Annotated in this window: 21 protein-coding genes; 8 read left to right on the top strand and 13 right to left on the bottom strand. The window is 61.8% G+C overall.

Features of this window, described 5'->3' with window-relative positions:
• Nucleotides 1–6 precede the first annotated feature (6 nt).
• Nucleotides 7–960, top strand: coding sequence for a radical SAM protein (locus tag JGZ97_RS02555; RefSeq protein ID WP_207061040.1), 954 nt, complete (start codon nt 7–9; stop codon nt 958–960).
• A 112-nt stretch (nt 961–1,072) separates the two neighbouring features.
• Here JGZ97_RS02555 and JGZ97_RS02560 read toward each other — a convergent pair whose 3' ends face one another.
• A complete protein-coding gene (locus tag JGZ97_RS02560) occupies nt 1,073–1,795 on the bottom strand; it encodes an SDR family NAD(P)-dependent oxidoreductase (protein WP_207061041.1) in 723 nt (240 codons plus the stop codon).
• Entirely contained in the window at nt 1,792–2,709 is a 918-nt protein-coding gene (locus JGZ97_RS02565; protein ID WP_207061042.1) for a MerR family transcriptional regulator, read from the bottom strand. The genes JGZ97_RS02560 and JGZ97_RS02565 overlap by 4 nt, the downstream gene beginning before the upstream one ends.
• 116 nt (nt 2,710–2,825) lie before the next feature.
• Between JGZ97_RS02565 and JGZ97_RS02570 the strand changes: the two genes are divergently transcribed.
• Together JGZ97_RS02570 and JGZ97_RS02575 are read left to right on the top strand one after the other, a co-directional pair.
• Nucleotides 2,826–3,659: a hypothetical protein gene (locus tag JGZ97_RS02570; RefSeq protein WP_207061043.1), complete on the top strand. Its 834-nt coding sequence runs from the start codon at nt 2,826–2,828 to the stop codon at nt 3,657–3,659.
• Nucleotides 3,660–3,670: 11 nt separating this feature from the next.
• The gene (locus JGZ97_RS02575; protein ID WP_207061044.1) at nt 3,671–4,225 is read left to right on the top strand and encodes a glutathione peroxidase; all 555 of its coding nucleotides are present in this window, start codon (nt 3,671–3,673) and stop codon (nt 4,223–4,225) included.
• A gap of 93 nt (nt 4,226–4,318) precedes the next feature.
• On the opposite strand, the gene JGZ97_RS02580 is transcribed toward JGZ97_RS02575, so the two are convergent.
• Nucleotides 4,319–5,476: a DUF5610 domain-containing protein gene (locus tag JGZ97_RS02580; protein WP_207061045.1), complete on the bottom strand. Its 1,158-nt coding sequence runs from the start codon at nt 5,474–5,476 to the stop codon at nt 4,319–4,321.
• A gap of 171 nt (nt 5,477–5,647) precedes the next feature.
• On the opposite strand from JGZ97_RS02580, the gene JGZ97_RS02585 reads away from it, so the two are divergent.
• Both JGZ97_RS02585 and JGZ97_RS02590 read left to right on the top strand, forming a co-directional pair.
• Complete coding sequence (locus tag JGZ97_RS02585; RefSeq protein WP_242521486.1) at nt 5,648–7,471, top strand: ABC transporter ATP-binding protein/permease; 1,824 nt, start codon at nt 5,648–5,650, stop codon at nt 7,469–7,471.
• The gene (locus tag JGZ97_RS02590) at nt 7,471–8,238 is read left to right on the top strand and encodes a M15 family metallopeptidase (RefSeq protein WP_207061046.1); all 768 of its coding nucleotides are present in this window, start codon (nt 7,471–7,473) and stop codon (nt 8,236–8,238) included. The genes JGZ97_RS02585 and JGZ97_RS02590 overlap by 1 nt, the downstream gene beginning before the upstream one ends.
• A 13-nt stretch (nt 8,239–8,251) precedes the next feature.
• On the opposite strand, the gene JGZ97_RS02595 is transcribed toward JGZ97_RS02590, so the two are convergent.
• From JGZ97_RS02595 to JGZ97_RS02620, 6 genes are all read right to left on the bottom strand, one after another.
• Entirely contained in the window at nt 8,252–9,457 is a 1,206-nt protein-coding gene (locus tag JGZ97_RS02595; protein WP_207061047.1) for a patatin-like phospholipase family protein, read from the bottom strand.
• Nucleotides 9,458–9,639: 182 nt separating this feature from the next.
• Nucleotides 9,640–10,563: a branched-chain amino acid ABC transporter permease gene (locus JGZ97_RS02600; protein ID WP_207061048.1), complete on the bottom strand. Its 924-nt coding sequence runs from the start codon at nt 10,561–10,563 to the stop codon at nt 9,640–9,642.
• Between the two features lie 54 nt (nt 10,564–10,617).
• Nucleotides 10,618–11,505 (bottom strand): branched-chain amino acid ABC transporter permease, encoded by an 888-nt coding sequence (locus JGZ97_RS02605; RefSeq protein WP_207061049.1) that lies wholly within the window; start codon nt 11,503–11,505, stop codon nt 10,618–10,620.
• Between the two features lie 99 nt (nt 11,506–11,604).
• Nucleotides 11,605–12,828 (bottom strand): ABC transporter substrate-binding protein, encoded by a 1,224-nt coding sequence (locus tag JGZ97_RS02610; RefSeq protein WP_207061050.1) that lies wholly within the window; start codon nt 12,826–12,828, stop codon nt 11,605–11,607.
• Between the two features lie 126 nt (nt 12,829–12,954).
• Nucleotides 12,955–13,683, bottom strand: coding sequence for an ABC transporter ATP-binding protein (locus JGZ97_RS02615; RefSeq protein ID WP_242521487.1), 729 nt, complete (start codon nt 13,681–13,683; stop codon nt 12,955–12,957).
• Nucleotides 13,680–14,474, bottom strand: a complete 795-nt coding sequence (locus JGZ97_RS02620) for an ABC transporter ATP-binding protein (protein WP_207061051.1) — start codon at nt 14,472–14,474, stop codon at nt 13,680–13,682. The genes JGZ97_RS02615 and JGZ97_RS02620 overlap by 4 nt, the downstream gene beginning before the upstream one ends.
• Before the next feature lie 275 nt (nt 14,475–14,749).
• Here JGZ97_RS02620 and JGZ97_RS02625 point away from each other — a divergent pair, with 275 nt between their 5' ends.
• From JGZ97_RS02625 to JGZ97_RS02635, 3 genes are all read left to right on the top strand, one after another.
• Complete coding sequence (locus tag JGZ97_RS02625) at nt 14,750–17,608, top strand: cache domain-containing protein (protein WP_207061052.1); 2,859 nt, start codon at nt 14,750–14,752, stop codon at nt 17,606–17,608.
• A complete protein-coding gene (locus tag JGZ97_RS02630) occupies nt 17,598–18,323 on the top strand; it encodes a response regulator transcription factor (RefSeq protein ID WP_207061053.1) in 726 nt (241 codons plus the stop codon). The genes JGZ97_RS02625 and JGZ97_RS02630 overlap by 11 nt, the downstream gene beginning before the upstream one ends.
• A gap of 176 nt (nt 18,324–18,499) precedes the next feature.
• Nucleotides 18,500–20,566, top strand: coding sequence for a hypothetical protein (locus JGZ97_RS02635; protein WP_207061054.1), 2,067 nt, complete (start codon nt 18,500–18,502; stop codon nt 20,564–20,566).
• Between the two features lie 193 nt (nt 20,567–20,759).
• Here the strand turns inward: JGZ97_RS02635 and proX are convergent, their stop codons facing one another.
• The 4 genes from proX to JGZ97_RS02655 form a co-directional block, all read right to left on the bottom strand.
• Entirely contained in the window at nt 20,760–21,749 is a 990-nt protein-coding gene (gene proX / locus JGZ97_RS02640) for a glycine betaine/L-proline ABC transporter substrate-binding protein ProX (RefSeq protein WP_207061055.1), read from the bottom strand.
• A 3-nt stretch (nt 21,750–21,752) separates the two neighbouring features.
• Nucleotides 21,753–22,874: a glycine betaine/L-proline ABC transporter permease ProW gene (gene proW / locus JGZ97_RS02645; protein WP_207061056.1), complete on the bottom strand. Its 1,122-nt coding sequence runs from the start codon at nt 22,872–22,874 to the stop codon at nt 21,753–21,755.
• On the bottom strand, nt 22,871–24,067 hold the full coding sequence (gene proV, locus JGZ97_RS02650) for a glycine betaine/L-proline ABC transporter ATP-binding protein ProV (RefSeq protein WP_207061057.1): 1,197 nt from the start codon (nt 24,065–24,067) through the stop codon (nt 22,871–22,873). Before proV ends, proW begins: the two co-directional genes overlap by 4 nt.
• Before the next feature lie 332 nt (nt 24,068–24,399).
• On the bottom strand, nt 24,400–24,894 hold the full coding sequence (locus JGZ97_RS02655; RefSeq protein WP_370583980.1) for a MarR family winged helix-turn-helix transcriptional regulator: 495 nt from the start codon (nt 24,892–24,894) through the stop codon (nt 24,400–24,402).
• Nucleotides 24,895–24,981: the final 87 nt, after the last annotated feature.

The following is a 24,981-nucleotide window of genomic DNA, read 5'->3' on the forward strand; positions in this document are numbered from 1 at the left end:
AAGCCGATGATGGAATCCCCCGCTCTGCCCGCAAGGGGCACCAATCCCAAGCCCGGGCCACACCCGGATGCGTTGATTTATCGCCATCGCCGCCCGGAACTTCCCTACCGCGATGCCCTGGACCCCTACCCGGACTGCGCATACGGTTGCGGTTACTGTGACGCCGGTACCGGGGGAAACGCCTCGAAGGGCGTCATCACGGAGGCGGCGAGCGGGCTGCAAAGACAGTTGCAAACCTGTCTGGAGCAGCCCGGCTACCGCTGTCAGCCGCTGGTGCTGGGCGCGGGCACCGATCCCTACCAGCCGGTTGAAGAGGGCGAGCGGATGACCCGCCAGTGTATTGAGGTGCTGGCGCGCTACCGCCACCCGTTGGTCGTGCAGACGCGCAGCGCGCTGATCTTGCGGGATCTTGACCTGTTGTCGCCCCTGGCTCGACAGCGCCTGTGTCGGGTCGAGGTGAGCTTGGCCACGCTGGACGAACAGCTCTGGCAGCGGCTGGAGCCGCAGACGCCGGATCCAGAATCGCGGCTCAACGTGATACGGGCGTTGAGCGATGCCGGCGTGCCGGTAGGGGTTCGCATGGCCCCGCTGATTCCCCAGATCAATGAGGGGGAGGTTGAAGCGGTGCTGACGGCGGCGCGCCGGGCCGGGGCCAGTAGTGCCGACTACGGCTGGCTGCAACTGTCGGCGGGGGTAAGGAGCTGGTTAGCGGCCTGGCTGCAGCAGCACTTTCCTGGCCGCGCCCGGCACGTCATGCAGCTGGTGCAGCGTCAGGCGGGCAACGCCGAGGGTACCCGGCGTACACGCCAGTCCCACTCTGGCGGTTACCTTGCCGAGCAGCTGGAGCGGCGTTTTCAGCTCGCCTGTGCGCGGCTGGGGTTGGCCCGCGGCCAGGGCGGGCGCCTGGACTGCAGCCGCTTTGGGGAGTCGCCCGGCTCGGGGCAGCTCTCGCTGCTTTGATTCGATAGGTTCTGATTCGCTAGGTTCTGATTCGAGAGGTTTTGATTCTCTGTACTTGGGGCTCGGCGCTGCGGATTGGCCGCTGCGCGGGTACGGCCAGGGGCGGCGCTGCTTACCAGGGCAGGGGGCTGCCGTCCCAGTTCAGGAACTGCCCGCTTTGCTCAGGCGTGAGGTGTTCGAGCACTCGGGCCAGGCGGCGTGCGCTTTGCTCCGGCGTGTTGAGTTGCTGCTTCGGGATGCGATGCTGGAAAGGCTTTGAGAGCGGGGTGTCGGTGGTGCCCGGATGCAGCGCCACCACGGCAGCGGCAGGAAACATCCTGCGCCACTCGATCGCCAGGGTGCAAACAAACATGTTGAGCGCGGCCTTGGTGATGCGGTAGCTGTACCACCCTCCCAGACGGTTGTCGCCGATGGACCCCACCCGTGCCGACAGCAGGGCCAGGGAGAAGGCGTCCCGGCGTGAGTAGAGGCGGCTGAGGGCCTGCACCAGCTGGATGCCCTGCAGGCAGTTGCGCTCCAGATTGCGGTGGAGGAATGCGGCGTCCACCTCCAGTACCCGTCTCTCCGGCAGCCGCCCCGGCTCATGCAAGAGGCCGCTGCAGTGAACAATCAGCCGGGGTTTATCAGCATATGCCTGTAGCTGTTGAAGCAGCTTTTCCGGGTAATCTGCCGCTTGGCATTCGATCAGTCGCAGCTGCGAATGTAGCGTGGCCAGTTCGGCAAGGGACGGGGCCAACGAGTGGCTGACGGCGATAACAGCTTCTTCGCCTTCCAAAAAGTGCCTGACCAGGGCGGCGCCAAGCCCGCCTCCGGCGCCGGTTACCAGCACGCTCATGATGGCTGCTCCAGTGCTTGACGAATGGCTTCGAGCTCCGTGCCCAGCTGCTCCATCTGGTGCACGACCCGGACCCGGGGGGGGAGTTTGCGCAGGTGACTGACCCCTTCGCCCCCGGCCAGCAGCACCAGTTCGGAGGGCAGCTTTTCACTGAGCTCGCGTAGCGCGGCCATCACGCTTGTCCGCTTCTGTAGGGCGCTGAACGAGAGCGCCACCACCTGCGGCTGCAGGTCCCGGCAGGCGTCAAGCAGCTGGTCCACCGGTGTTTCAACCCCCAGGCTGATGGTCTCGGCACCCTCGGAGCGCAACAGCAGTTCCGCCATCATCAGCCCCATGCCGTGGCGCTCGCCGGGCAGGGTGGTGAGCACCACCCGGGGGCCGGGGGAGGGTTTGGCGGCACGGGCGCTGGCCTGGTGCAGCGCCCGGCCCAGGTGATCGGTGATCAGGTGCTCCATGTAGATGGAGAGCTGGCCGTTGGCCCAGGCGTTACCGGTCTGTTCGAGGAGTGGGGCGGCGGTATCGAGAATGAATTGCAGGGGGCCCTGCTGTTGCATGATGTCCTGAAGGCTCTGCTGGAGTCGGCGGGAATCGCCCCGTTGCGCGTTCTCAATCAGGCCATTGACCGCAGAGGGGCGTGCGGCTTCGCGTCCGGATGCCCCCTGTTCGACCAGGGCGTTCAGCTCTTCGGCAGAGAGCGGTACCACGGCGCCGGGGCGCCAGCCCCGGTTCAGCAGCCGCGACAGGGTGCGCAGTCGCGACACCTGTTCGGGGGGATAGCGACGCTCGCCCCGGGCGTTGCGATGGGGGATGGGGAAACCGTAGCGCCGTTCCCAGACCCGCAGGGTATCTTTGCCTATCCCGGTGTCCCGGGCGACTTCGTCGATGGTGGCATTCGGCTCTGCCGCTTTGTTCATGGGCGCTCCTGGTCAGGTTTTGTCTGAACATACCACTTTGTCCTAGACAAACCAAATTATCCGAGTATATTTATCGGGTATGCTGTACGTCCCACCGAGCGACAATGAGGTGCGCCATGAACGCAAAGGTCATTAGTCATTTAGGGGTTGTGTCACTGGTGCTGGGGGCCGGGGTGCTGCATGCCAACCTCTACCAGCCGAGCGAGCAGGAGCTCAGCCACCGAATAGCGGTGATGGAGCGTGCGGTGGCGGACTCTTCGGTCACCCCGCTTTACAGTGCCGAGCAGCGCAACGCCAAGCTTGATCTGATCGAAAGCGCGCGCCGCCACAGCCAGGCCGGCAACCAGAAAACGGCCTTGGCGCAGCTTGAAGAGGCGGGGCGAAAGCTTTATCCGATGGCTCCCCGGGACGATATCGTCCTGAGCGGTGACAAGCAGCGCCAGTGGCTGGATCAACTGGCCCGGGGCTATGATTCCTTGCTACCGGTGGCCCAGGAAATCGCGGCGCAGGAGGGGGCAGACCCGGCGCGCCTGCATGACTCCCGGGCGACGTTCGATGCCGGCCTTGCGGCTTTGGAGCGTGGTGACCTGGATGCGGCCGAGCGCCAGATGACGGAGGCCTACCGGGCCCTGCAGGGGCAGCTGGTGGCGCTACGCAGTGGTGAGGAGCTGGTCATCGCCCAGCCCGATCCGGGGACTGCCGAAGCCTGGCGAGAAGCGGAGCGCCGCTACGCGGATTGGCGTTTTTTTGCCGACTGGATGGGCGAATCGGCCCAGGAACTCGGGGTTGATCCGAGCCTGGTGCAAGCCGGCAGCGCGGCCGCGGACCGCATCTACCAACAGGCCAGCGCAAAGGCCGAGGCCGGGGAGTGGATGGAGGCGACTCGACAAATCGACGCCGCCTACCGGGTGATGGAGAACCACTGGCGCCAGGCTGGAATTGACATCTGAGGAGAGCAACCATGCGTAATCAGTTGATGGCAATGATAACCGGCCTGGGGCTTCTCCTCTCCCAGGGCGCCCTGGCCGAGTCCTCCAACTGTCCCCCCTTGCTTGATCACAGCTTCCGGCCGCTGGCCGGGGACGCGTCGCAGCGGCTGTGCGAAGTCCACCGTGGCAAGGTTGTCCTGGTGGTGAATACCGCCAGCGAGTGCGGCTACACCTATCAGTACGCGGGGCTGGAGCACCTGTATGAGCGTTTTCGTGAGCAGGGCTTTGTGATTATCGGCTTCCCTTCCGACGACTTCGGAGGCCAGGAGCCGGGAGGGGAGGAGGAGATCAAGCAGTTCTGCCGGGATACCTACAGTGTCCAGTTCCCGATGTACGAGAAAACCCACGCGGCGCAGTCTAATGCACATCCCTTCTTTCGGGACCTGGGTGAGGCCGCGGGGCAGTATCCGCAATGGAATTTTCACAAGTACCTGCTGGACCGCCAGGGTCGGGTGGTCGGCAGCTGGCGCAGCGCGGTGGAACCCGAATCTCAGGAGCTGGTGAGAACCATCAAGCGTTACCTGTAACTCAACCCCCGCTGATCAAATCGCGGCGCTGAGAGGGTAGGGTATCCGCCCGAGGGCTGGCAGGGCACGGCAGACGGCCCTGCTGGCCGGCGTTCAGGGTTGTTCCGAGGTCTGTGGGGCCTGGCGGTTGATAAGGTCAAGCAGGCCGCTCAGGCTGTCCAGGTTGCTGCTGAGGCGTTCCTGAAGGCTCTCGCCTGCGTCCTTGAAGCGCAGGTCCTGGGTGGTCAGTGCCTGCAGGAGTTCCTGGGCGAAGCCCTTGGGTGACTGCATGAAGTCCAGGGCCGGACTGGCGAGGCGGTTGGCGAAATCGTTGATCAGGTGTCCCAGCTTGCGTCCTTGCTGGGCCCCGGGGTTATCCAGCTCCTGCACCTGTTGGTAGGCGGATGCGGCGCTGTAACTCTGCGACTGGCTCAGGCGCAGGCTCATGGCGGCCAGCTCGGTCGTGTCCAGGCGAAATTCCTTGGCCTGCTCGAACGCGGCCTGAATATCGCCGTCAAAGAAGTCGTCGGCGATCTCGTTGACGTCCTTGATCAGTGCCTGCAGGGCGTCGATTTCATCCTCGTCCAGCTCCCCTTCAACGCTGAAGCGGTAGTGGCTGCTCTCGCTGCGAGCGAGGCTGAAGGTGGCGGCTGAAACCTGCCCGTCGCTGTACGAGGCAAAGCCTGCCTGGTAGTCACTGGCGCGGTTAAAGTGGATGGTGACTTCGTCGCCATCCCGGGTGCGCACCTTGAGGGACAGACTCTCAGCGGACTGGTAACGTTCCGCGGCCATAAAAGCGGTTTTGCCGCTGTGTTCGGGCGCGGCCTGCGGCTGCAACCCCTCAACCCCTTTCAGGGTCAGCGCCTGGGTTCGGTCGATGGTGGAGGCGAGCTCTTCGCTTAGCAGCCCCATCGCTTCCAGAATACCCCGGGCCTCTTCAAACCCCCTCTGGATCCCTTCCAGCGCCTGGCGGCGCAGGTTTTCCACCTGCAGCCCTGACTTACCATCGCGATGAGCCTGCTCTAACCCTTGGGCAACGAAGCCGGTAATCCGCTCGGCCACTTTTTTCGGACTGAAATCCTCCCCGGCCAGTGCCTTGAAGCCCTGGGACGCGCCAAGCCCCGGCAGCCGCTGGGCAAGCTGGCTGAGCAACGGGTCGGTGGGCTTGCTGTCGGTGCCTGCCGTGGGTTTTGCCGGGGAACCAAGTTGCGCGGGTGCGTCCTGCCGAGGTGCCAGGTTGGTAAGGCCGGGAAAGTTGGGAGACAGTTGCACGGGGCGGTCCTCAAACGGGTGAACTGATCTTCACAGCGGCCGCGCTGGTGAAAACTTGAGCAGTACGGCTGCTTTTTTAGCCAACCGGCGGCCTTGCGCCCTGAGCTCAGTTTCCAGCATCGGGGCCTTCGGCTATGCTGGCGCTAACACCTTCTTTAGCGTGATTTTTCCATGCCCCGCAGCACAGGCCGTCATCACCACCGAACGCCGCCCGTTGACTCAATGGCCCCGGGGCAGGTGTGGCGGGTCTTTAAAACCCTCTGGCCCTATCTCTGGGAGTTCCGCCGTCGCATGGGGGTGGCCTTCGTACTGCTGGTACTGGCCAAGGTGGCCACGGTCACCATGCCCTGGGCGCTCAAGCAGATCGTGGACAGCCTGGACAAGGCCCAACACCAGGTGATCGCGGTGCCTCTGGCAATGCTGATTTTCTACGGCCTGTTGCGTTTTGGCTCGGTGTTTTTCAGCGAAGCCCGGGATGCGGTGTTCAGCCGTATCACCGAGCGCGCCATGCGCCGCATTGTCCTGCGGGTATTTCGCCACCTCCACAGCCTTGACCTGGAGTTTCACCTCTCGCGCCAGACCGGCGGCATCAGCCGTGACATCGACCGGGGCGGCAACGGCTTTGGTTTTCTGATGCGCATGCTGGTGTTCAACATCGTACCCACCCTGATCGAAATTACCCTGGTGGCGGTGATTCTGCTGGTGACTTTCAGCGCTTGGTACAGCCTTATCATCCTGGTCTGCGTCGGGGTATATATCGCCTTTACCGTGATCACCACTGAATGGCGCAACCGCTTTGTTCGCGAAGCCAACCGCCTGGATTCGGAAACCAACACCCGCGCCATCGACAGCCTGCTCAATTACGAGACGGTGAAGTACTTCAATAACGAGGCCTACGAGGCGGCGGCCTACGACGAGAACCTGGCGCGCTGGGAAGGGGCGCGGCTGAAAACCCGGCTGACCCTGGCGGCGCTCAATAGCGGGCAGGCGCTGATTATCGCCGCCGGGATGGTGCTGATGCTGTGGATGGCGGCCGCCGAGGTGGTCGGCGGTGAGATGACGCTGGGATCCTTGGTGATGATCAACGCCTACGTCCTGCAGCTGTTCATGCCACTCAATTTCCTGGGCATGGTCTATCGGGAGGTGCGAAGGGCCTTGGCCGATATCGAGAACATGTTCAGCCTCTTACAGCGCACGCCTAAAGTGCGCGACAAACCGGGCGCCACGGATTTGTCGGTGACCCGGGGGCGGGTGGAGTTTCGCGGCCTTAACTTTGGTTACCACCGCGACCGTCCCATCATCAAGGACCTGAGCTTTGTGGTGGAGCCCGGGCAGAAGGTGGCTATCGTTGGCCCGAGCGGGGCGGGCAAGTCGACCCTGGCCCGGCTGCTGTTCCGTTTCTACGAGCCTGACCGTGGCGACATTCTGATCGACGGCCAGCCGATCTCGACGGTCACCCAGGACAGCCTGCGCCGGGCGATTGGCGTCGTCCCCCAGGACACGGTGCTGTTCAACGACAGCATTTTTCACAACGTGGCCTACGGTGATCCCGAGGCTTCGCCGGAGGCGGTGCGCGAGGCGATCCGCCTGGCCAGTCTCGAGGGCTTTGTGGCCTCGCTGCCCGAGGGGGAACAGACGCTGGTCGGGGAGCGGGGACTGAAGGTTTCCGGGGGAGAGAAGCAACGGATCGCCATCGCCCGGGTGATGCTCAAGCGCCCGCCTATTCTTCTGTTTGACGAGGCGACATCGGCGCTGGACAGCGCCAGCGAACGGGCGATTCTCGGCGCCCTCAACCAGCTGGCGGCGAATCACACCAGCCTGGTGATTGCGCACCGCCTGTCGACGGTCGTCGACGCCGACCAGATCCTGGTGCTGGATGGCGGCACCCTGGTGGAGCAGGGGACCCATGAGCAGTTGCTGGCAAAGGAGGGGCGGTACGCGCGCATGTGGCGTCTGCAGCAGAGTAATGATCGTGTGCAGAAGGAGGAGGCTTGATGAAGCACCAGGCGGCTGACGCGATTGCCGAGCGGCCGATGCCCGACTGGGCGGCGGTGGCGAGAATTCCGATCCGTGACAACCACGAGCCGCTGGTGCCTTGCGGGCTGAGTGACGGGAGGATCCGGGTTTACCCGGCGTACTACCAGCTGGGGGTGCCGGGCGCGTTGCCCGATTGCCACCTGCGGGAAGGCGTCTACGAACGGCTGCTGGCGGCAGCGCAGAGCCTTCCCAAGGGCGTTCGGCTGGTGTTGCTGGACGGCTGGCGCCCATTCGCCGTGCAGCAGTACCTGTTCGAGACCCTGAACGATATTCTTGCCAAGCAGCGCCCCGAGCTTTCGCCCAGCCGCCGCCTGGCCTGGGCGCGGGAACTGGTGGCGCCGCCCAGTTTCGAGGCCGACCACCCGAGCCCGCACCTGACCGGCGGCGCGGTGGATTTGACCCTGTGTGACGAGGCGGGCCGGCTGCTCCCCATGGGGTCGCGTTTTGACGAGGCTACAGCCCGGGCCCATACCGCCTATTTCGAAGCCCGCACCAACCTGAGTGCGGACGAGCGAGTCATGCGGGACAACCGCCGGCTGCTTTACCAGACCATGGCCTCGGTGGGGTTTAGCAACCTGCCCAGCGAGTGGTGGCACTACGATTTCGGCGACCAGCTCTGGGCCGACGCCCACGGGGAGGCTCAGGCCTGTTACGGCGCCACCCGGGTGCAGACGCTAGCCCAGCGCTGGAGTGAGCAGCTCGCCGGCGGGGAAGACCTCCAGTGACGTGAGGGCGGGGTCAGACGCTGGCGGAGAGGCGCAGCCGTGCCAGGTTCCAGAATTTGCTGCCGCTGGGCTCGGCCTGGGGCTGCGGGGCGAAGAAGCGCTCAATGGCTTCGCGCTCCCACATGGTGTCGCGGTAACCCAGCTCGATCAGGGATTCGCAGAACTGCGGCGTGAACAGCAGGTAGCTGGCCGCGGTCGCACCCCCGCCTTTGGCGGTGGCACCGACGGCTCTCAGGAAGAATCGCAGGGAGCGGGAAAGGTAGCGGATTTTGCGCCCGGCGATGCGGTCCAGGGGCTCGGTGGGCGAGATGATCATGCTGTCCACGGGGCGCAGGTGAATGTTCTGCGCCTGTCGCGCCTGTTCCGGAATCAGGGCCAGCAAGCTGTTGATCCGGTCCAGGTGTTCGATGTCACTCTCCATGGAGTCGATAAAGGCGCTGTTGAACATGTGCCCCATGATCTGGGCCATGGAGGGGGAGTGCCGGATCGGGCGCCGGCGCCCCCAGCGCAGCGGGTTGCGGTTGCCGCTGACTCCTACCACAAACACACGCTCTGCCCCCAGGTGCAGGGCGGGGCTGATGGGCGCCAGCTGGCGCAGGGCCCCGTCACCGAAATACTCCCGGTTGATCCGTACCGTGGGAAAGACCGTGGGAATTGCCGAGGAGGCCATCAGGTGGTCGCTGTTCAACTGACTGGGGCTGCCCACGCGGCGGTGGCGGCGCCAGCCCTGAAGCTGTGGGTGGCCCTGGAAAAACGAGACCGACTCGCCGCTGGAGTACCCCATGGCGGTGACGCAGACCGCTTCCAGATCGCCCCGCTGGATCGCCGGCTCCAGGTTGTCAAAATGGACCGTCTTCTCAATGAGCATTCGTAGCGGCGCATTGTCGAGCAGCGCCAGGGGACGCTTGCGGCCGACCCCCTCGTTGAACAGCGAGGCGCCCAGGCGTGCCAGCCCGCCCAGCAGCGCTGGCGTGTCCGCACGGTAGATGCTGCCGGGGGTCAGATTGCGCCAGATCTGCTCAAGGTCTGCCACGGACTGGCGAAAGTGCTCGGGGTTGGAGGCCAGGGCCAGGGCGTTGACAGCGCCCGCCGATGTACCGCAGATGATGGGAAAGGGGTTGTGGGCGTCCTCGGGGAGAATCTCGGCCAGGGCCTTGAGAACGCCCACCTGATAGGCGGCGCGCGCGCCACCCCCGGATAAGATCAAGGCATTTTTCATATTGCCGCGCTGCCGCCTCCTTTATGTTCAGCTTAGCCTGCCCCCCGGGACGGTGCTTGTCGCCGCACCTCGGGCTGAACGGAGAAAGTGGAGAGTCTTGATTTGCATCAGGAAGTGCCCAATAAAAAAACCGCCCGGGCGGGCGGTTTTAAAGCGGCGGTTAAACGCCGGGTAGGACGGACTTAGAAATTCTTCCTGATCAGCTTTTGCAACTCCCCAACCATTCCGTTGCGGAAGGTCAGTACGCAGAGGATAAACACCACCCCCATCACCACGTGGATATAGTTGGCCAGGGGGCTGGAGGCCAGGAAGTTCTGCATGGAGACGATGGTGCCGGCGCCCAGCACCGGACCCCAGAGGGTGCCCATGCCGCCGAGCAGGGTCATCAACACCACTTCGCCGGACATGAACCAGTGCACGTCGGTGAGCGAGGAGAGCTGAAACACCAGCGCTTTGGTGGAGCCGGCCAGGCCGGCCAGGGTGGCGGAGAGGACAAACGCCAGCAGCTTGTACTGGTTCACCTTGTAACCCAGGGAGATGGCGCGGGGCTCGTTCTCACGGATCGCTTTCATCACCTGGCCAAAGGGGCTGTGAATGGTCCGCTGGATCAGCAGGAAGCCGAACAGGAATACCGCCAGTACGAAGTAGTACATGGTGAGGTTGTTGTTGAGGTCGATAAAGCCGAAGAGTTCGCCCCTGGGAACGCCCTGCAGCCCATCCTCGCCACCGGTAAAGGGGGCCTGAAGGTAAAAAAAGAAGGCCAGCTGGGCCAGGGCCAGGGTGACCATGGCGAAGTAAATGCCTTCGCGCTTGACCGCCAGTTTACCGTAGACAAGACCGAGCAGCGCCGAGGCGCCGACGCCAGCGAGAATGCCGATTTCGGGGGTGATGCTGTAGGTCAGCATCAGGTAGCCGGTGACGTAGGAGCCAGTGCCCAGGAACACCGCGTGGCCAAAGGAGAGCAGGCCGGCATAGCCTAGCAGCAGGTTGAAGGCGCAGGCGAACAGGGCAAAGCAGAGCACCTTCATCAGGAACACGGGGTAGAGGGCGAAGGGGGCGACCAGCGCCAGGCCCAGCAACACCAAATTGAGTTTCTTATTTTTCATGGTGGTTACCTCAAAGGAGATGTCGAGGCGCCCGACTCGGCCGGGCGCTGATTATCAGGCTTCTTTTCCAAACAGTCCGGCGGGCTTGGTCAGCAACACCAGCACCATGACCAGGAAAATCACGGTGGTCGAGGCCTCGGGATAGAAGTACTTGGTCAAGCCCTCGACGACGCCCATGGCCAGGCCGGTGAGAATGGCGCCGCCGATGGAGCCCATGCCGCCGATGACCACGATGGCAAAGACCACGATCAGGATGTTGGAGCCCATCTCCGGGGAGACCGAGTAGACCGGGGCGGCGAGGACGCCGGCCAGGCCGGCCAGACCGACGCCGAAACCGTAGGTCAGGGTGACAATCAGCGGCACGTTGATGCCGAACGCCTGCATCAGCTGTGGGTTTTCGGTACCGGCGCGCAGGTAGGCGCCCAGCTTGGTCTTCTCGATGATGTACCAAGTGACGGCACAGACGGAGAGGGAGAAGACGATAATCCAGGCCCGGTAATCGGGCAGGTACATAAAGGGCAGGCGGGTGCCCCCCTTGAGCTCCTCTGGAATGGCGTAGGGCATGCCGGAAGAGCCGAACCAGTGGGTGAAGAGTCCTTGCAGAATCAGAGCAATGCCGAAGGTGAGCAGGAGGCTGTAGAGGTGATCCTCGTTGGCGATGGGACGAATCAGCGTGCGCTCAAGCAAAATGCCTAAGGCCCCCACGGCGATGGGCACCAGTACCAGGGCCCACCAGTAGTCGATGCCCAGGTAGTTGAGGCCCAGGTAGGCACCGAAGGCGCCGAGCATGTAAAGGGCCCCGTGGGAAAAGTTGATGATCTTCAGCAGTCCGAAGATGATAGCCAGCCCAAGGGCAAGCAGGGCATAAAAGGAGCCGTTGATCAGCCCCACCAGCAACTGGCCGAAAAGGGCGAATAGGTTGATTCCGAATATCGTCGCCATAACCACACCTAAAGGGGTTTAAAAGGAAGCGGGGCTTCCGTTTTTTGTTGTTATTGGAAAAACGGGGCGGGGGGCTCGGAAGCCCCCCGCGGGCAGGGCTTACTTCTTCGCCATGGCCATGGCGAATTCGCAGCCACCGGCTTCGAGGGGCAGGAAGGCCTCGTCACCGGGGATCACCTTCTCGATGGCGAAGATGTCGTTATCGCTGCTACGCTCGTCGGCGTTTTTGATCCGTACCTGCAGCATGTCGTGGACCATGCGGCCGTCGGCGCGCAGGTAGCCGTTGCGGGAGAAGAAGTCCTCTACGGGCATCTCCTTCATCTTGGCCATGACCGCCTTGGAGTCGTCGGTCCCGGCCGCTTCCACTGCCTTCAGGTAGTGGATGGTGGAGGAGTAGGCGCCGGCATGGGGCATGGCGGGGATCTTACCGTCCATACGCGCCATGTAGCGTTCGGACCACTCGCGGGTCTTCTCGTCCATATCCCAGTAGAAGCCGGTGGTCAGCTTCATGCCGCCGGCGATGGCCGGATCCAGCGCCTGGGCGTTGGGGGTGAATACCAGCAGGCCGGCTACGTCGACCATGTCGGTAACGCCGAACTCGGCCGCGGTCTTGAGAGAGTTGACCATGTCGGTACCGGCGTTGGCCAGGGCGATTACGTCAGCCCCTGCCGATTGTGCCTGCAGGATGTAGGAGGAGAAGTCGGTGGTGCCGAGCGGTGCCCGTACCGCACCCAGTACCTCGCCGCCGTTCTCCTTGATCACGCCGCTGGCGACGCTTTCCAGGGCATGACCGAAGGCGTAGTCCGCGGTGATGAAGAACCACTTCTGCTTGCCGCTCTGAACCATCGGCTTGACGGTGCCGTTGGCCAGGGAGACCACGTCGTAGGTCCAGTGGGCGTTGAAGGGGGAACAGGCCTTGGTGGTAAAGGCGTGACTGGCGGAGGCGGTGATCAGGGTGATCTTTTCCGCGGCGGTCATCACCTTGGTGACGGCTCCGGTGACCGAGCTGGCCACGGCGCCGTTGATGACGTCCACCTGTTCGTCCTCGATCCAGGTGCGGGCGATGGTGGAGCCGACGTCAGGCTTGAGCTGGGTGTCGGCGTAGACCACTTCGATGGGCTTGCCCAGCACGGTGCCGCCGAAGTCCTCGACGGCCATCTTCACGGCCTCGACACTGCCTTGGCCGGAAATATCGGCGTAGACACCGCCCATGTCGCCCAGTACCCCGATCTTGACCTTTCCATCGGAAATTTCTGCGGCCTGCGCAGCGCCGGTGGCGGCAATCAGGGCGGAGGCAATCAGGGTTTTACGCATCAGTTTCATGGTGTTCTCCAAAATTTATTTTTGTTTTATCGCGTTGCACTGCAGCCCTTGGCAAAGCCCGGGCGGGTAGGGTGAACGGCGATAGCACCCTCACCCAAGCCTCTCCTGAGAGAGGTGAAATCGGCTTCAGACCCCCAGGTAGGTATTGAGCAGTTCGGTCTTGTCCTTCAGCTCGTGAGCCTCGACCTGCTCCACCACGTGGCCATGCTCCATCACGTAGTGGCGGTCGGCGATGGGGGCGGCAAAGCGGAAGTTCTGTTCCACCAGCACCACCGTCAGGCCGCGCTCCTTGAGCATGGTCAGCACCTCGGCCAGCTTCTGCACGATCACGGGGGCCAGCCCCTCTGTGATTTCATCCAGCAGCAGGATGTTGGCGCCGGTACGCAGAATCCGGGCCATGGCCAGCATCTGCTGCTCACCCCCGGAAAGGCGGGTGCCCTGGCTTTTGCGTCGCTCGGCCAGGTTGGGGAACATGGTGTAGATCTCTTCCAGGGACATGCCGTCGGAGCGCACGTTGGGGGGCAGCATCAGGTTCTCTTCGACGTTGAGGCTGGAGAAGATGCCGCGCTCTTCGGGGCAGTAGCCCAGGCCCAGGTGAGCGATCTTGTGGCTGGGCATGCCGATGGTTTCCTGCCCGTTGATATTGATCGAGCCGGAGCGCTTGCCCACCATGTTCATGATGGCGCGCAGGGTGGTGGTGCGACCGGAGCCGTTACGCCCCAGCAGGGTCACCAGTTCACCCTGGTTTACCTGCAGGTCGATACCGTGGAGGATGTGGGATTCGCCATAGAATGCGTGCAGATCGCTGATCCGCAGCTTTTCCCGGTGAGATTGCACATTCATCATCGCGTTCATCCTACCGCCTCCATCTTGCTGGCTGCCGGGCTGGTTTCGTCGGCCTCAACCCCCATGTACGCCTCGCGGACCCGCGGGTCGGCGGAGACCGCCTGATAGTCGCCTTCGGTGAGAATGGCGCCGCGCTGCAGCACGGTGATGGTGTCGGAGAGGTCCGCCACCACGTTGAGGTTATGCTCGACCATCAGGATGGTGCGCTCTTTGCCCACCTCCTTGATCAGCTCGGCCACCACGCTGACGTCTTCGTGGCCCATGCCCTGGGTGGGTTCGTCCAGCAGCAGTAGCTCGGGATCCAGCGCCAGGGTGGTTGCGATCTCTAGAGAGCGCTTGCGCCCGTAGGGCAGGTCGACCGCTTTGGCGTGGGAGAACTCGCGCAGGCCGACCGAGTCAAGCAGCTCAAGCGCGCGCTCGTTGAGACCGTCAAGGACCTTCTCTGAGCGCCAGAAGGCGAAGCTGTCAGTACGCTTTTGCTGCAGGGCCACCCGTACGTTCTCCAGTACCGTGAGGTGGGGAAACACCGCGGAGATCTGGAAACTGCGCACTACCCCCATCCGGGCGATGGCGGCCGAGTCAGCCTTGGTGATGTCACGGCCGTTGAACAGGAGCTGTCCGCGGGTGGGGGTGAGGAATTTGGTCAGCAGGTTGAAAACGGTGGTCTTACCGGCCCCGTTGGGCCCGATAAGGGCGTGGATGGTGCCGCGTTCAACCTTGAGGTTGACGTCGTCTACGGCAGTGAAGCCCTTAAACTCTTTGACGAGGTTTCTCGTCTCGAGGATGTAATCCTGGCTCATGTCGCTTTTCCTGTGCATCGGGATCTGGCCCGCTGCCTGTTATTGTTGTTAGGAATGTGCGGCCATTGCGGCAGCGCGTGCCAAGCATTTAATGACAGGAGTGTTGCCAGAGTTTCTCCGGAATGTGACCAATTGTAACGGGTCGCGTTGAGAGGGCTTTTATACCGTTATCTTCGAGTGCGTAATGAGTCAAACAGAGGCGTTAAATCCGTGGTCGCATCGCTACGGGCAATCACTTATGATTGGGGGATTCAGCCGTCACCAGAACAATAAAGATGTTTGGCTCCAAACTGGTACAGCGTTTCTTTTCCGTTATCGTGGTTATCGTCGCCTTCTTTTCGCTGGCGGTTTACCTCTATTCCGTTCCCCTGATCAAAAGTCAGGTCTACCAGATCGAGCGCAACGCCAGCCGTATTGCCCTCAACAATGTTTTTGAGCTGGCCAACAAGATCTACTTCAACCTGGAGGCTTACCGGGCCCAGGCGCTGGCCTCTCACAAAGCGCAGCTGCAGACGGTGGTTTCTCTGGCAGAGGCCTACACCCGCAGCATTTTTGACCAGGTTGATCAGGGCCTGATCACCGAAGCCGAGGCACGGCGGAAGGTGTTCGATGGCCTGCGCCATTTTACCTACGGTAACAACGACTACATCTGGGTGTCGGGATACGACGCCAAACTGCTCTCCCATCCTGACCCCCGATTTCACGGAACAGACGCTTCGTCGGTGCGCAGCCAGGAAGGGGATATCATCATTCCCCGGGTCGTGGAGATGGCGCTGCGTGACGGGGAGGGGTTCTACCAGTACAAGTGGCGCCGGCTCGGCGGGCCCCGGGAAATCGACAAGATCTCCTACGTGAAGAATTTCCCCGAGTGGGGCTTTGTGATCGGTTCCGGGCTCTATCTGGATGACATCGAAGCGGAGGTGGCCCAACGCAAGCAGGCGGCCATTCAGGAACTGCGCTCGGCGCTGGCGGAGATCCGCATCGCCAAGACCGGTTACCTCTACATCTTCGATGCCGATTACAACATGCTGGTGCACCCCAACCCCAACATTGACGGCACCGATTTCAGCGCCCTGGAGGACCCGGTAACCGGCGAGTCCATCGCCGACGAGCTGATTGCAGTCGCCGATACCGGGCGGGAACTGCGCTACAAATGGGACCGCCCCTCCGACCCCAATAACTACGTGTATGACAAGCTGTCCCTGGTTCGGCACCTGGAGGGCTTCGACTGGTACATCGGCTCATCGGTGTATGAAGACGAACTGCGGGCCAGCGCGGAGCTGCTCAGCGAACGGATCATGACCATCGCCCTGGTCACCATGGGCATTGCCATCCTGCTGGCCTACGTTTTTGTCAATAAGGTCACCTCGCCCATCAACCGTCTGGTCAGTACCGCGGTGCGGGTCCGCAACGGTGACCTGACCGCCCAGAGCGGGATTGAGCGGGACGATGAACTGGGCGTGCTGGCGCGCACCTTTGACGCCATGGTGGAGCGCCTGAGCAGCAACATCCAGACCCTGGACCAGAAGGTCCAGGAACGTACCCAGGCGCTGGAGCTGCGTAATACCCAGCTGGGTGAAGCGGTGGCCTCGGAGCAGCAGGCGCGGGAGGAGCTGGCGGCCATCGAGGAGCGCCAGCGCATGATTCTCGATGCGTTGCCGGCGCAAATCGCCTACGTGGGTTCGGATCTTCGCTACCGCTTTGTCAATCAGGGCTATGCCACCATGTTCCGTGGCGAAAAGGAGGATATTGTCGGGCGTCCGGTGGCTGAGGTGATGGGGGCCAAGATGTTTGCCGACATCAAGCAGCAGGTCGATTTGGCGATGGCCGGTAAGGAGACGGTGTATGAGTATGTCTTTGATACCGACGGCCAGGAGGTGATCACCAAGCGGATCCTGATCCCCTACAAGGGTCCCGATGGGCAGGTGGACGGCATGCTGAACCTGTCGTTGGACATCACCGCCGAGAAAGAGGCCGAACGCAAGCTCACCGAGGCCCAGCGGATGAGCGCGGTGGGGCAGTTGGCGGGTGGCCTGGCCCATGATTTCAACAACCTGCTCACCGTGGTGCTGGGGAACCTGCTTTCGGCCCGTGAGCGTCATCCGGAGCTGGAGGAACTGGACCGTTACCTGGCCCCCGCGATTCGCGCCAGCCGCCGTGGCGCCGACATTACCGGCCGGTTGCTGGCCTTCTCCCGGCGCCAGGCCCTGACGCCGACCGCCATCAATGTCGACGAATTGATCGGCGACTGCATTACCCTCCTAAAAGGCTCTTTGCCCAGCAATATCAAGGTCAGCTACCGCGGTGAAAATGGGTGCGCGATTTTTGCCGACCCCAGCCAGCTGGAAAACGCCCTGGTCAATTTGGCGCTGAATGCCCGCGACGCCATGCCCAGGGGCGGGGAGCTGAATTTCGCCACCCGGGCCCGCCGGGTGGATTGGCCTGAGGAGTACGATGAAATTGTACTTCCCGGTGATTACGTGGAGATCGAAGTCTGCGATACCGGTGTCGGCTTCAGTGAAGAGGGCCTGCTGCGCGCCTTCGAGCCCTTTTTCACCACCAAGAGCGGCGGCGCCGGTTCAGGCCTGGGGCTGAGTATGGTCTACGGGTTTGTTAAACAGTCCAGCGGCTATATCCGCCTGCAAAGCGAGCCGGGGGAGGGCACCCGGGTTGCGCTGCTGCTACCGGTGGCAACACAGCGCCAAGGCCAGGCTGACGAGGAGGAACGATCAATTCGCCCCGATTGCGAGGCCTTTGACGGTAAGTTGATGCTGCTGGTGGAGGATGATCCGGACGTGCGGGAAGTCGTGCGCCTGCAGCTGGCCGAATTGGGGTTGGCGGTTATCGAGGCCGCAGATGGTGACGAAGCGCTGGCCCTGGCCCGCAGTCTTAACGGCCTCTACGCCATGCTCTCCGATGTGATGATGCCCGGTAGCCTGGACGGCTTTGAGCTGGCGGAGAAGGTTGCCACCCTGCATCCTGCTGCGCGCATCGTACTGATGACCGGCTACACCTTTGACCAGTCCGGCGCCGAGGAGACGGCGTTTCCGGTGTTGAGAAAACCCTTTGAGCGTGAGGCATTGCGCCGCGCGTTGCTCACAGAAACGAGGACCCCCTTGATCCGTGAATCATAGCAAGCTGATCTATATCGTTGAGGACGAGAAGGACATAGCTGACCTGGTTGCAGAGGCGCTCTCCCAGTTCGGTTTTGAAACTGCGACATTTCGTACAGGGGGGCAGGCGTTGCACCAGATCAACCAGCGCCGCCCGGATCTTTGTATCGTCGATCTGGGCTTGCCCGACATGGATGGCCTCGGCCTGGTTCGTGAACTGGGCGATAACCGCGGTCTGGGCGTGATGATACTGACCGGGCGGGGGAGTCTTCCGGACCGCGTCCTGGGGTTGGAAATCGGGGCTGACGATTACATTATCAAGCCGTTTGACCCGCGGGAGCTGGTGGCCCGGGTCAACAGCCTGCTGCGGCGCCTGGAAAAGCATCGCCCGGAGGATTCCGTTGCGGACAGTGAAGCGCGCGCCCGTTTTGACCGCTGGACGTTCCATCCTGCCACATTGACGCTGGAATCCTGTGAGGGACAGAGTGAGACCCTGTCCTCGGCTGAGGCGGAGTTGCTAAAGGTGTTGCTGGGTAGTCCCCGCCAGGTGCTCTCACGGGACCAGTTGATGGGCAAGCTGATGGGACGGGAGTCGATGCCTTTTGATCGCAGCATCGACGTGCGCATGTCGCGGATCCGCAAGAAAATCGAGGCCGACCCCAAGAATCCCCGCATCATCAAAACGGTGTACGGCGTGGGTTACCTGTTTGCCGCCGAGGTGAGCTGGGAGGCTTGAGGTATCCAGGGCTTCCCTTCGCTCGTTTAGCGAATCCTGCCGGCATTACCTAGACTTCTTTTCTCTACACCGCTGATCCCTGCAAGGTTATGGGTTCGCATGTCTTTGCAGGTGGCTCGTGCTTTTTCACAAAAGACTTTACGTCACCAAGCGTAAGGTTTTTTCATGGGTGTTTGATGAATCGTTTCGAGTTGGCGATTAACGGCCCTAGGCTGTTAACCTGCGCGCTACTGGCCCTTGGGCTTTCAATCCAGGCCAGTGCGGGTAACGTTTCTCAAAACGTGCCGGAAATTGCCAATGATCCGGACGTTATCGCCCATTTCGAGTTGGTCGACGAGGGCGCTGAAGGATCTCGGCCGGTCACCTTTGGCCTGCCGGTGAAGGCCGGGAATGTCTCTTGGAAGGACAACCTCGTCGTCGCCGCTTCCGATGGGGAGGTCTTGCCTTCTCAGTGGAACCCTTTGGCTTCATGGAAGAGCGACGGTACCGTGTTGCATGGGGTGATGAGCTTCAACGCACGCAAGGGTGGTCGTTATTACGTGCGGCGCGGTCCGTCCCAAGGCGGGCGGGCGCTGAGCCTCGATGATCTGCGAAACGCCGATTTGAAGGCCCGAATCGAGGTCCTGGCGGATAACATCAAGTACACGATCAGCCTAGCGGATTTGCTGCGGGGGCAGCCCGTTCCCCGGCAGAACTATCTGCACTTCGCCGGGCCTTTGGCGGCAGAATTCGCTTTAGGCGGTGCCTTGCGAGAGGGGGGCACCGGCCGGGCTCATCCGTTTCTGCAGGGGTATTTTCACGTTCGCGGTTATGGTCGCCCTGTTGAGCGGGCTCGCATCACTTTCGTGCTTGAGAACACCGGTGCATTCAATCGTTTAAAAGACGTCGTCGGTGATGTTGTTTTAAGCGTGGACGATCAGCCGGTATATCAGGTTAACAATTTCTTGATCGGGGCAGACAAACGCTATCCCAAGCGGGTTTGGTGGCGCGGGGATCCGGGGTTGTGGGTCCGCCACGACACTGAACAGATTCAGGACATGGGGTTGGTGCCTGAGTACCGTGATCTGGTGCTGAAAGAACGGTTCTTAAATCGCATTCCCCGAAAATTGGAGTGGCACGGCCGAGGGGAAATTCGCGGGGCAATGGATGCGGGTGGGGCTGCGCCCTATCTGGCCCCTTTGGATCGCTGGACAGCGGCCTACCTGATATCGGCGGACAGACGCGCGTATGACTCTATGCTGGCTCACGCCGATGCGTACCATTGGGTGGTGAGCAAGCACACATACGCCATGCGGCCGCGGGATGAAAACACCGGCTTCCCTCTGGATTTGGCCCAGCACCCCACAGCCAGGGGGCGAGGCTGGGAGGGGAAGTATGCCCTGCAAGCATCTCCAGGAAGTAGAAAGCCACTGCGTACCGACATGGCTCACCAGCCTCCCTGTGCCTATGTCCCGTACCTGTTGACCGCGGACTTTGACTACTTGGAACAGTGCCAGTTATGGAGTGTGGCCAACTGGGTCATGGAGCGCCCCGGATCCAATATCGGTTGGCCCAGGCCATTCTACCAGGGGCAGGTGCGGGGCCTGGCCTGGGGGTTTCGCAACGTGGTCAATGGGGCAGTAATCACCCCCGATATGCACCCCCTTAAAAAAACGCTGGATGAAGCGGTTGAGAATGCGTTGCGTTCGATGGAAGAAAACTTGGTGCCGATGAATGCGTTGGGACTGGCCGGCGCCAGAGTTCGCTACAAAGAGGGAAAAGCCATTGCGCCCTGGCAGGATGATTTCCTGACCTGGGCTATCGGATCGGCAATAGAAAGGGGGTATTCCGCCCCTGGACTATGGACCTGGAAAGCGCGGGCGATCGTGGAGCGGCTGGGGGACGGAACGCGCTTTTGCTGGGCCCATGGCGCAGCCTATAACCTGTTGGTTAGGCCCTCTAAGGACGCCGACTTTTATTCCAGTTGGGAAGAACTCCGCCAGATCAATTTTCCGAACCGCGACTGTCCGCCCGAGGGGCAGGGAACCGCAGGAATTGACAGGACGGCGACAGACTACGGAGCGCAAATGGCCGGCGCCATCGCGGTTGCGGTGGATACTGGGGTTTCCGGGGCAATCGCTGCGTGGAAACGTTACGACAGCCGTCAAACAAGCCAGTGGGGTAAACGCAATTATTCGGTTGCACCAGAGTGGGCCATTGCGCCAAGGCGGCAAATTCATCAAGGCTCAAAGCCTGATGAGTAAGCGGGTAAGCGGTGAAAGGCAGGCGTTTTGTGTGATTCGGCGTCTATGCTCGGCCTAGTGTCGGTGTTCTAAAAAAGAGGCGTCTTCGAAAGGTTGTGGGTTGATTAGCCAGGAATGGCGAGGAGAGCCGTGTCGAAAGGAGGCTGGCAAAAAAAGCCCCGGCGCGTGCCGGGGCTTTGAGGGGGTGACGAGCTTACTTGGCGGCCTTGCGTGCCGCGTCCAGCCAGGCGTCGAACTGACCGCGGTGGGCCTGGATCCACTGGTCGGCGTGGCGGGCGATGTCCTTCTGGCTGTCTTCACCGTTGGAGATCATCATGTTCTCGGCGCTCACGGCGTCGATCGGCAGCTTGGCCACTTCGAATAGCTTGGCGGCGGCGGGGTTCTCGGCGGCGAAGGCCTGGTTGGCGACGATGCGCTCGCTGTTAACCTCGAAGCCGTAGTTCTTGCCGTTGGGCAGTGCGGTGTCCGTACCGTTGGGGTTGGCGGAGAAGGGCACTTCCAGCCAGACCACATCCTTGCCCGGCACCAGCTTGCCGGAGACCCAGTACGGGGTCCAGGTGTAATAGAAAACGGGTTCGCCGTCCTCGAAGCGGGAGATGGTGTCGGCGATGATGGCGGCATACTGGCCCTGGTTGTGGTGGACAGTGTCGCGCAGGCCGAAGGCGTCCAGCTGGTGCTCGATGACGCCTTCGCAGCCCCAGCCGGCCTGGCATCCGGTCAGGTCCGCTTTGCCGTCGTCGTTGGTGTCGAACACCTTGGCGATTTCGGGATCCTTGAAGTCTTCCAGGTTGTCGATGCCGTATTTCTCGGCGCTCTTCTTGTCGATCAGGTAGCCCTGGGCCGCGCCTTCGATGTAGTGCCCGGCGCGATAGAAAGCGTCATCGCCGCCGGCGTTCGAGTACATGCTGTTGTGCAGCGGGTACCAGTTGACGGCCATGAACGTGGCGTCGCCGTTGGCGATGGAGGTGTAGCCGGCGCTGTAGTCGACCTCCTGGATCGGCTTGACCTCGTAGCCGAGCTCCTCAAGGGCCTTGCTGATGACCAGGGTCTGAAAGGTTTCCTCGGCGATGGGGCTCTGCACCGGCTGTACGCTGACGCCTTCGCCCGGGCGCTCGTTGGCCTGAACGTTGGCTGTCATCGACAGGGCTGCCAGAGTGCTGACGAGTAACTTCTTATTAAGCATGGTTTATCCCTTTTGGTTGGATGAATGGGTAGCGTTGCGGCCAAATACGCGCATGATGAATGCGGCGGGGCCGGTGTCGTACCAGTTGCGGGTGCCGCGCTCGCGCGCGTCTCGACCGAGTGACTGGGTCATGCGGTCGAGAATGATGGCCAGGATGACGATGCCGATGCCGCCCAGAGTGGCCAGGCCGATGTCCAGGCGGCCGATGCCGCGCATCACCATCAGGCCGAGCCCGCCCACGGCGATCATGGAGGCGATCACCACCATGGAGAGGGCCAGCATCAGGGTCTGGTTTACCCCGGCCATAATGGTTGGCATGGCCAGTGGCAGTTGCACTTTGTACAGCAGTTGGCGCTGGCTGGCCCCGAAGGAGTGCGCCGCTTCGATCAGGTTGGCGGGTACCTGGCGAATCCCCAGGTTGGTGAGGCGGATCACCGGCGGCACGGCGAAGATGATGGTCACCACCACCCCCGGCACGTTGCCGATTCCGAACAGCATCACGATGGGGACCAGGTAAACGAAGGCCGGCGTGGTCTGCATGGCGTCCAGCACCGGGCGGATGACCCGGTTGGCCCATTCGCTGCGGGCCATCCAGATGCCGGTGGGAATGCCGATCAGCACGCAGAAAAACACCGACGTCAGAACCAGGGAAAGGGTGATCATGGCTTCGGGCCAGGCGCCCATGGCGCCGATGGCGGTGAAGCTTAGCGCGGTGCCGATACCCAGTCGCCGCCCGGCCAGTTGCCAGGCGAGCAGGGCGAAGATGGCGATAATCACCAACGGATGGGCAGCGCTGAGCATCGACTCGATGGCGCTCAGTGTTCCGTCGATCGGCGCCTTGATGGCTGAAAAGAAGGGCCGGAAGAGGGGAACAAACCAGTCGATAAAGCTTTCCACCCCTTCCTCGACGGGAATCCAGGGCTGGTTGAAGGGCTCGCTCAGGCTGTTGCCGACCTCCGTGTTGCTGGTGTCGGCCTGAAGCCAGCCTTGGCTCGGGGATTGCGCCTCAGCTTCGCCGGCTGAGCCCCAGGGAGAGGCTTCTGTTGAGGGGGACTCTGTGCTGCCCCAGGGATCGTTCTGTTGTTCGGGCGCCTGTGTCGTGGCCCAGGGATTCTGTTCACTCATGCCGTTACCTCCCGATCCAGTGCTTCGAGCAGCAGGGCCTTGCTGATGACCCCCAGGTAAATGTTGTTCTCGTCAATGACCGGCACGCTGCACGGCGCCTGGGCGACGGTTCCGATCAGTTCACTGATCGGAGTGTCACTGGCCAGGGGCTCGGGCGTGTCCAGCAGCGCCGCCTCGAGCGGCTGCCGATCCCGAAGCACAGCTTTGAGTGAGTCCACCGAGACGGTGCCCACGAAGCGATTGCCCCGGTCCACCACGTAGCCAAAATCGCGGTCGTTGTCCTCGAGCAGCTTGAGGCCGCTGCGCAACCAGTCCTCTCGGTCGCGCTTGATCAGGGTGGCCTGCTTTTTCTGGGCGACCTCGCGGGCCGAGAACACATTGGTGATGTCCACGCCTTTGAAAAAGGACCGCACGTAATCGTTGGCAGGGTTGTTGAGGATCTCATCGGGGGCGCCGACCTGAACCACCCGGCCGTTCTGCATGATGGCGATGCGGTCGCCGATGCGCATGGCTTCATCCAGGTCGTGGGAAATGAACACCACCGTGCGCTGGTGCTCGGCCTGCAGGCGCAGCAATTCGTCCTGCATCTCGGTGCGGATCAGCGGGTCCAGGGCTGAAAAGGCTTCGTCCATCAGCAGGATGTCGGGGTCGTTGGTCAGGGCGCGGGCGAGACCGACCCGCTGCTGCATCCCCCCGGAGAGTTCATCCGGGTAGGAGGCTTCCCAGGGGTCGAGCCCTACCTGCTTGAGGGCATCGCGGGCACGGGCTTCGCGTTCTTGCTTGTCAGTACCCGAGAGTTCCAGGCCAAAGGCGGTGTTGTCCAGAATGTTCATGTGAGGCATCAGCGCGAACGATTGAAACACCATGCTGATTTTTTGCCGGCGCACTTCGCGCAGTTGCTTCTCGTTGAGGGCGGCGACGTTTTGGCCGTCGATCCAGACTTCGCCCTCGGTGGGCTCGATCAGACGGTTCAGCAGTCGCACCAGGGTCGACTTGCCGGAGCCGGAGAGCCCCATGACCACGAAAATTTCGCCTTCTTGAATCTCAAAGCTGACATCCTGGACGCCGATGGTCAGGCCGGTTTTTTCGAAAATCTGTTCTTTGTCCAGCCCTTTTTCGAGCAGCTTGAAGGCTCTTTCGGGATTGGGACCAAACACTTTGAAAAGGTGCTTGACGTTAAGCTTGGTGGTCATAGCAGGTTCTCACTTAACTTCGGGGGCCGCTGTGGCGCGGCTGGATCGCAAGCTTGGGATCGTTACCGCTAAAATGAGCCGCATTAGCTTACATGTCTAACTAACTGGCGGCAAACAGCAAACAGTATAGCTTCTCTGGGTTTTGTTTTTAAAATTCTGAAAAAAAAGGTATTTTTTCGACTAGTGAAAACGAATGCGATGGCCTTTTGTTGAGGGTGGCCGTCGAATCATGTTGTTCTCTAATCGTTAGAGAACGAATCAGGTGTCAATAGAGCGTGCAACACCCTGCCGCATGCCGACAAAATATTGAAGAAGCCCTGTAGGTAAGGGGGCTAGTAGACGCGGGTGGGGGCGATATCGAGCAGTGGGGCGGCGTCAATGGATTCGGCATCCATCATGGTCGCGACCCGTTGCAGGGCGGAGATGATCTGGGTTTTTTCCCAGTCCTCAAGCGCGTCGAAGCGTTCAATGAATTTTTCGTGCAGCAGGGGGGGGACCGACATCAGCATCTCCCGACCGCAATCGGTGAGGCGTGCGTTGACGATCCGCTTGTCGCTCTGACAGCGAACCCGTTCCACCAGCTTTCGATCTTCCAGCCGGTTGAGGATGGTGGTGACCGTTGCCTGGCTGAGGGAAACGTCATCAGAAATCCGTTTCACGGTGACATCCCCCAGCAGGTCAATGGCCCGCAGCACCATGACCTGGGGAATGGTCAGGCCACAGCTCTTGACCATGCGCTTGGATTGCAGGTCGGTGGCGCGGATGATGCGCCGCAAAGAGATTAAAACATCGTGCCAGTAGAGGGATTCGGCCATGGGTTCAAACATATCCAGAGGGGCTGACGCGGAATTATATCGACTTACCATAGGGACTCCAACATTAAGAAAGTTTGAGCTCTAATAATTAGAAGTGTA

This window comes from Motiliproteus sp. SC1-56 (genome assembly GCF_017309075.1).
GTDB lineage: Bacteria > Pseudomonadota > Gammaproteobacteria > Pseudomonadales > Balneatricaceae > Motiliproteus.